The organism is Caballeronia telluris, from assembly GCF_001544495.1.
Classification (GTDB): domain Bacteria; phylum Pseudomonadota; class Gammaproteobacteria; order Burkholderiales; family Burkholderiaceae; genus Caballeronia; species Caballeronia telluris.
Genome location: NZ_FCNZ02000041.1, coordinates 22,293 through 28,600, shown reverse-complemented (window position 1 = coordinate 28,600; position 6,308 = coordinate 22,293). Strand labels below are relative to the sequence as shown.

At 59.6% G+C, this 6,308-nt stretch carries 8 protein-coding genes; 7 read left to right on the top strand and 1 reads right to left on the bottom strand.

The genetic code is table 11. The features are described 5' to 3' along the window. Together AWB66_RS33205 and AWB66_RS29335 are read left to right on the top strand one after the other, a co-directional pair. A partial coding sequence (locus AWB66_RS33205) for an IS66 family transposase (RefSeq protein ID WP_143328365.1) occupies positions 1-537 on the top strand: 537 nt, incomplete at its 5' end. A gap of 14 nt (positions 538-551) precedes the next feature. Then, positions 552-1,040 (top strand): hypothetical protein, encoded by a 489-nt coding sequence (locus AWB66_RS29335; RefSeq protein ID WP_087633555.1) that lies wholly within the window; start codon positions 552-554, stop codon positions 1,038-1,040. Between the two features lie 412 nt (positions 1,041-1,452). On the opposite strand, the gene AWB66_RS29330 is transcribed toward AWB66_RS29335, so the two are convergent. Beyond that, complete coding sequence (locus AWB66_RS29330; RefSeq protein WP_087633554.1) at positions 1,453-2,172, bottom strand: Crp/Fnr family transcriptional regulator; 720 nt, start codon at positions 2,170-2,172, stop codon at positions 1,453-1,455. 1,020 nt (positions 2,173-3,192) lie between these two features. On the opposite strand from AWB66_RS29330, the gene AWB66_RS29320 reads away from it, so the two are divergent. The 5 genes from AWB66_RS29320 (at position 3,193) to AWB66_RS29305 (ending at position 6,300) form a co-directional block, all read left to right on the top strand. Continuing rightward, a complete protein-coding gene (locus AWB66_RS29320; protein ID WP_087633553.1) occupies positions 3,193-4,002 on the top strand; it encodes a PRC-barrel domain-containing protein in 810 nt (269 codons plus the stop codon). A 94-nt stretch (positions 4,003-4,096) separates the two neighbouring features. Then, positions 4,097-4,330, top strand: coding sequence for a hypothetical protein (locus AWB66_RS29315; protein ID WP_087633552.1), 234 nt, complete (start codon positions 4,097-4,099; stop codon positions 4,328-4,330). Positions 4,331-4,460: 130 nt separating this feature from the next. Then, entirely contained in the window at positions 4,461-4,637 is a 177-nt protein-coding gene (locus AWB66_RS33850) for a hypothetical protein (RefSeq protein WP_159462967.1), read from the top strand. 197 nt (positions 4,638-4,834) lie between these two features. Next, complete coding sequence (tal, locus tag AWB66_RS29310; RefSeq protein ID WP_087633551.1) at positions 4,835-5,941, top strand: transaldolase; 1,107 nt, start codon at positions 4,835-4,837, stop codon at positions 5,939-5,941. Beyond that, complete coding sequence (locus AWB66_RS29305; RefSeq protein WP_087633550.1) at positions 5,938-6,300, top strand: hypothetical protein; 363 nt, start codon at positions 5,938-5,940, stop codon at positions 6,298-6,300. Before tal ends, AWB66_RS29305 begins: the two co-directional genes overlap by 4 nt. Positions 6,301-6,308 lie beyond the last annotated feature (8 nt).

Below are 6,308 nucleotides of genomic sequence, written 5' to 3'. Positions count from 1 at the left end.
TGGGCGCATTGCCGTCGACGGTTCGTTGAGATCGCCAAAACCCAAAGCAAGCCGGGGCTCGCGGCACAGGCGCTGCAGTGGATCGCCCAGCTATATGCCATCGAGTCGCGAATCAACCATCAGACACCTGACATCAAATACGCGGCGCGGCAAACTGAGGCGTTACCAGTACTTGCAACGTTCCGGCAATGGCTGGAAGGCAACGTCATTGGTTTGCCGGCTCAGGCACCGCTCGCAAAAGCGTTCGGCTACGCGTTACGTCATTGGCAAGCGCTGATTCGCTACACAGAAAGCGGTGTTTTGTTACCCGACAACAACGCATTGGAACGACAGATCAGACCGATTGCTCTTGGAAGAGCCAACTGGACCTTCGCGGGCTCGCCGCGAGGCGCTCGTGCGACGGCCACGATGTATTCACTGCTCGGCACGGCTCGCCTGAACGGTTTCGAACCGTATGCGTGGCTGAAGGAAACACTGGATAAGTTGCCGTCGCATCCCGTCAATCGCGTGCATGAACTGCTTCCGCTTGCCCGCTAAACTCCCCGACATTCATGGACATCCTGGACTCCCTTCGGCAGGCGCCCAGCGCCGAGTTGTATCGCCTCTATCTGACCATCGGCAAAATGCTCGATGACCCTCGACGTATTCTCGAGGTCCGCCAAAGGCTGCACATCGGCATGATCGTTAAATATATCGGTGACGATCCGTTAGGCCCCCCGTCGGAAGGCATCATCACTGAGCTGCGACATACGCAAGCGGTCGTGCAGGACAAGCTGACTCGACGCCGATGGGCGGTGTTGTATGCGGCGATTCTCCCCGATGCCACCGCAGTCCCGATTCAAAACGAAGCGCCACCACCGCGCCCACGACCCGAAGAGTTCTTCATCGGCGACACCGTGGGATTCACCGACAAACATCTGAACGAGCGTGTTGGCATCGTCGTCAGGCTGAACTCTAAAACGGCGTCGATCGCCGTGACAGACTCCGAAGGACACTGGCGCGTCTCGTACGGTTTACTTCGGAAAATCGTGGATATCTGATCGCAGTCCCGTCAACACGGGATGTGCTGACGGATACGAATCACGAGCACCCGACAGTCGGCTAAGCTAAAGGTCGGAGAACGCATTGGCGCCGGTATGATCCGTCATTCGCGGCCGGCGGATGACCGGAAGGTGGACTACAACCGCCCCAGCACGACCGACTCTCGAACTCGGCAAAGGCCGATTCAGGTTCCTCCGGCAGGTGCTGGCGTCAGCACCGCAGCGCGACCGCCGGCGAGACGCTGCTGTCAAACGACGAGGGTCGTGCAAGGCGAGAACGGCGCTCGCTACCGCGTGGTGTAGTTGTTGGCGGAAATCGAGCCGTTAACAGAATGGGAGTTATCTTAAGGGCATGGTTGGATAGCTATTCTGTAACGCTCTGTGAACCTTGCTCACCGAGCCCACTCCCCTTCTATAGCGCTTTCAAAGCGGGTAACAGCCGTTCGAATTCGCGCTTCACTACGCCGTAACATTCGCACACGCGTGTTTCGATTCCCGGCCTGTCCAGTACCTCGATGTGGCCATGGCTGTAGCGAATCAAACCCGCATCTTGCAATTTCAGCGCGGCCTCGGTTACACCGGATCGGCGTACGCCCAGCATATTGGCGATCAGTTCCTGCGTCATCTTCAGTTGGTTTGACGAGAGACGGTCGATGCTGAGCAGCAGCCACCTGCACAACTGCTGGTCGATCGAGTGGTGTCGGTTGCACACGGCGGTCTGCGCCATTTGGGTGATCAGCGCCTGCGTATAACGGAGCAAAAGGCGCTGGACGGGACCGGCACGATGAAATTCTTCTTTCAGGATTTGAGCGTCCAGGCGATACGCCTTCCCGGCGCTTTGTACGACCGCGCGGCTGGGCGTGGTCTCACCCCCCATGAAAAGCGCGATGCCGATAAGCCCTTCGTTGCCGACGATCGCGATTTCGGCGGACGCACCGTCCTCCATCACATACAGCAAAGACACGATGCAGGTGGTCGGGAAATACACGTAATTGAGGCGATCGCCGGATTCGTAGACCACGCTGCCGAGCGGCATCTCCACGGCCAGCAGGTGTGGCGCCAGACGCTCCCACTCCAGGTCAGGCAACACCGCCAATAGATGGTTTTCGTTTTGACGATGACCTTGAGCCATTTCGCACTCTCCGCAACGCGCTCGGAACCGCGCCGCTTTCGCTGACGATTTCCTGACGGCCAAATATGAATAGAAGACGCAATGCTCCGACACTTTTGCGGGCTGTGTCGCAGCGCGTCACCATGCGGCAATCTTCGCGTCAGTCAAATCTGCCAGATACGCAATAGATTATAAGTCGTGCCTAAATTGCGGCGTGGATCCGCGCCTTGACAGGACTTCGCGTTGCGGCACGCCAATGCATGCGGATTGTACGAAGGTCAACAATCATTGTCCGGTTCGTCTTCCCGAACAACCGCATCGACCGGCCGGTGGTCATTCCACTTATAGGCTGACATAAAAAGAGCAGCTGGACGTAGCGATCGTCAGCTTGAGCGTGAGATCACTGCCTTCCCCGGGCCTTGTGCGGGGCAGCGAAACCGTCCCAACCATCGCCTTCATCGCGCTCCGGTCTTTTGTCGCGGCCACCGCGGCCGTGAATCTCACAGGTGTCAGTCAGCAGCGACGCGACCTCAATGTTGGCCTGGCTAAGACGGAGTGCCCAGTGATTGACACGGGAGGGGATCACAAATGCGGTTCGGTAAATCTATACGGTGGCCGTTCAGATCGGCAAGAAGGACCGAATCACGCGAGAACCCAGTGAGGCCGAGAGGACGTCTAATGATCGCGGCAAGCGTCAGCGGACCGGTGGCCGCCTGCGATCAGAAAAGTCCCGTAACGATCAACGAGGATCGTGCGTGCGCACCGTAGCCAGACATCCGTACGCTGTCGTACCGCTTTCTCCCATGCGGGCGCGTAGTGTGTCTTCTATCGTTGACCAGCGACAGAAAATCATGCTTGGACGAACTTCATCTGGAGGACATCCGGATCGCTTCTGGCGCTCGGCGCAGCGCTCTCGGGTCGCACTACCACCTCTTCTTGCGATGCGAGCCGCAGTCAGCAGATCGACAGGCGCCGCTTTGAAATTAAGGCCGAGGGACGCGCGTGATGCGCGCGTTCGTCGAAACACAGGGAAGAGAAACCATGTTACGAAGCATACGAGACTTGCACGGAAGCACCGTTAGCGCAGTGGACGGCGACATCGGCTCAGTTAGCCAGGCCTATTTCGACGACGAGTCATGGGGTGTGCGTTATCTGGTGGTCGAAACAGGCAATTGGCTGAACGACCGGCAAGTGCTGGTTTCGCCGTATTCGGTGAAACACACCGATCCCGGATCGAGTGTCGTGCATGTCGGCCTTTCCCGGCAGCAGGTGAGGGACAGCCCAATGCTGGACGCCCACAAGCCGGTATCGCGGCAGCACGAGATCGAGTATCTGCGCTACTACAGCTATCCGACCTATTGGGGCGGTCCAAACCTCTGGGGCATGGGCGCCTACCCGGCCTATGATCCGACAGGTGTGTCGCCGGACGCCGTGCTCGATGAGCCACCAGGGGCAACCTCGGATACGGACAAATCGCAACCGGACGTCCATCTGCGTAGCACCGACGAGGTCAAGGGCTACCACCTCAAGACGGCCGACGGCGGCATCGGTCACGTATCGGATTTCATTTACGACGACACCGACTGGGCGATTCGTTACCTCGTCGTGGAAACGCACAACTGGTGGCCCGGCGGCAAGGCCGTGCTCATCGCGATTCACTGGATAGACGAGGTCGACTGGTTCGATTCGACCGTGTCGACCGCATTGACGCGCGAAGTCATCAAGAATAGCCCCGCTTATGACGACTCCATGCCGATCGATCGATGCTACGAAGTCGCGCTGCAGCAGTTTTACGACAAGCACGGATATTGGTCGGATGCCGGCGGCGACGAACAGGTCGCATCGGACTGAACCGCCGTGAAGACCACGGTCTTCATCATATCCAGACCGTGCCAGATCAAACGAAAACGAGACCCTTCAAAGGCGTCAAAGGCGGGAGCAGGTCATGAGGCAGAACATTCAGAAGTTGTATCAAGCCCGTATTCATACATTCACCCCCGAATGTCGGGAACTCCAGGACGGGACATTCGATTTTCATCTTCGGCATGCTGTTGAAGGCTGCCTTCCTTCGGCCGACAAGCACTATGACGTCGGCGTTTTTGCGACGAGCAAGGAAGGCTATGCGGCAGCACTTGCGTACGGCGACAAATACATTGCGGAACATAAGTTCGGAATATAGCAGCGCCGACTGTTATCGATGAACCGCGAGCTTTACCCAGCAGCGACGACGGCCAGTGTGGCTGTCGTTCAATCAGACAGGGCGTGCCATGGCAGACAGAATCATCTCAAGCAGGACACACGACGCTCACATGAGCGTCGAAGATCATATTGCCGATGGTTGGGTGGCGAGCGTGTGTGTCGTTCCGAAGGGCGTATCAAGGAGCAATGAACTCATCATCAAACTCGACACTTTCTTCGAATATGAAGATGTCGCATGGGAATCGGCTGAGACGCTTGCACGTGCCGAGCTCAACAATCTGAAATAGCGCAGGGCCGCCCTTCCAACCGGCGCACCGGGCGACGATCCCTCTCTGCGCGCGGGACAATACTCGACGAACCCAGCGAATCCCGCCGTGCATCCGCTGGCCGACATCACGATCGAGCGCATCGGCGAGCTGGCCGATGCTGATCTGGCCACGCTGTTCGGCACCGGCACAGCAGGCGACGCGTAACAGGAGGCATCATGAAACCGACCCGACAACTGCACGACCTCGGCCAAAGCCTTTGGCTCGATAACATTACGCGCGGCCTGCTGACGGACGGCACGCTGCAGCGCTATATCAACGAGTTTTCAGTGACCGGATTGACGTCGAACCCCACGATCTTTGATAAAGCCATCACGGAGGCAGATTTCTACGACGCCGCCATCCGGCAACTGACGGCTGAGGGGAAATCCGGCGAGGCGCTGTTTTTCGAACTCGCGATCGAGGATCTGAGCCGGGCCGCCGACCTGTTCCGTCCCGTCCACGACAGCACCGGTGGGGTTGACGGCTGGGTGTCGCTGGAGGTGTCCCCTTTGCTGGCACACAATACGGCCGGCACGATCGACGCGGCTGCGCGCCTGCATGAAGCCGCGCAGCGTCCCAATCTGTTCATCAAGATTCCGGGCACGCCGGAAGGCGTTCCAGCGATCGAGGCGTCGATCTTCGCCGGCGTGCCTGTGAATGTCACGCTGCTGTTTTCGCGCGAGCAATACGTCGCGGCCGCGCAGGCGTACCTGCGCGGCATCGAGCGGCGGGTCGCCGCGGGACTCGATCCGGACGTCAGTTCCGTCGCGTCCATTTTCGTCAGCCGCTGGGATGTCGCGGTGAAAGACAAGGTGCCCCCGCCGCTTCGCAACCGCCTCGGGATTGCCATCGCCAAACGCGCGTACCAGGCGTACCGCGAGTTGCTGGCATCGCCCCGCTGGCAACAGCTTGCGGTTGCCGGCGCCCGGCCGCAGCGCCTGCTCTGGGCCAGCACCGGTACCAAGGATCCGGACGCCGCCGACACACTCTATATCGAGTCGCTGGCGGCCCCTGACACGATCAACACCATTCCCGACAAGACCCTGAACGCCTTCGCCGATCATGGCGAACTGAAGGGTGTATTGCCTGTCGATGGCGGGGACGCCGAAGACGTGCTCGCCGAATTCGCGCAGGCCGGTGTCGACGATGCGGCGCTTGCCGCCCAACTCCAGCGCGAGGGCGCAGAATCGTTCGACAAGTCATGGAACGATCTGCTCGGCCGCATCGCCGCAAAGAGCGCGATGCTGGAGAAGGGCGATCCGACGCGTGCGGCACAACCGTGACCACGAAGCGGGATGCCCAGCTTCAACTGTTGACTGAGCGGCCGGCGTGGAAGGCGCTGCCGGAGCATCACCGGAAGATGCGTAATCTGCACCTGCGGCAGCTCTTCGCCGGCGGTCCCCTGCGGGGCGAGCGCCTGGGCGTCAAAGCCGCCGGTTTCTACCTCAACTACCCGAAGAACCGGGTGACCGATGAGACGATCGCGCTCCTCGTGCAGCTGGCTGGCGAATGCAGTCTTCGGGAGCGGACCGATGCCATGTTCAGCGGCGCAACGACCAACGTGACCGAGCGACGGGCTGCGCTCCGCGTCTCGCTGCGGGGGCCGGAAAACGAGCACAAGCTACTTGCACTTAACATGTGAATGGTGCA

Bases quoted from the DNA above. Each gene is read 5' to 3' on its own strand.
- AWB66_RS29320 (WP_087633553.1), top strand. From the start codon at position 3,193: ATGTTACGAAGCATACGAGACTTGCACGGAAGCACCGTTAGCGCAGTG.
- AWB66_RS29330 (WP_087633554.1), bottom strand. From the start codon at position 2,172: ATGGCTCAAGGTCATCGTCAAAACGAAAACCATCTATTGGCGGTGTTG.
- AWB66_RS33850 (WP_159462967.1), top strand. From the start codon at position 4,461: ATGAGCGTCGAAGATCATATTGCCGATGGTTGGGTGGCGAGCGTGTGT.
- AWB66_RS29315 (WP_087633552.1), top strand. From the start codon at position 4,097: ATGAGGCAGAACATTCAGAAGTTGTATCAAGCCCGTATTCATACATTC.
- tal (WP_087633551.1), top strand. From the start codon at position 4,835: ATGAAACCGACCCGACAACTGCACGACCTCGGCCAAAGCCTTTGGCTC.
- AWB66_RS29335 (WP_087633555.1), top strand. From the start codon at position 552: ATGGACATCCTGGACTCCCTTCGGCAGGCGCCCAGCGCCGAGTTGTAT.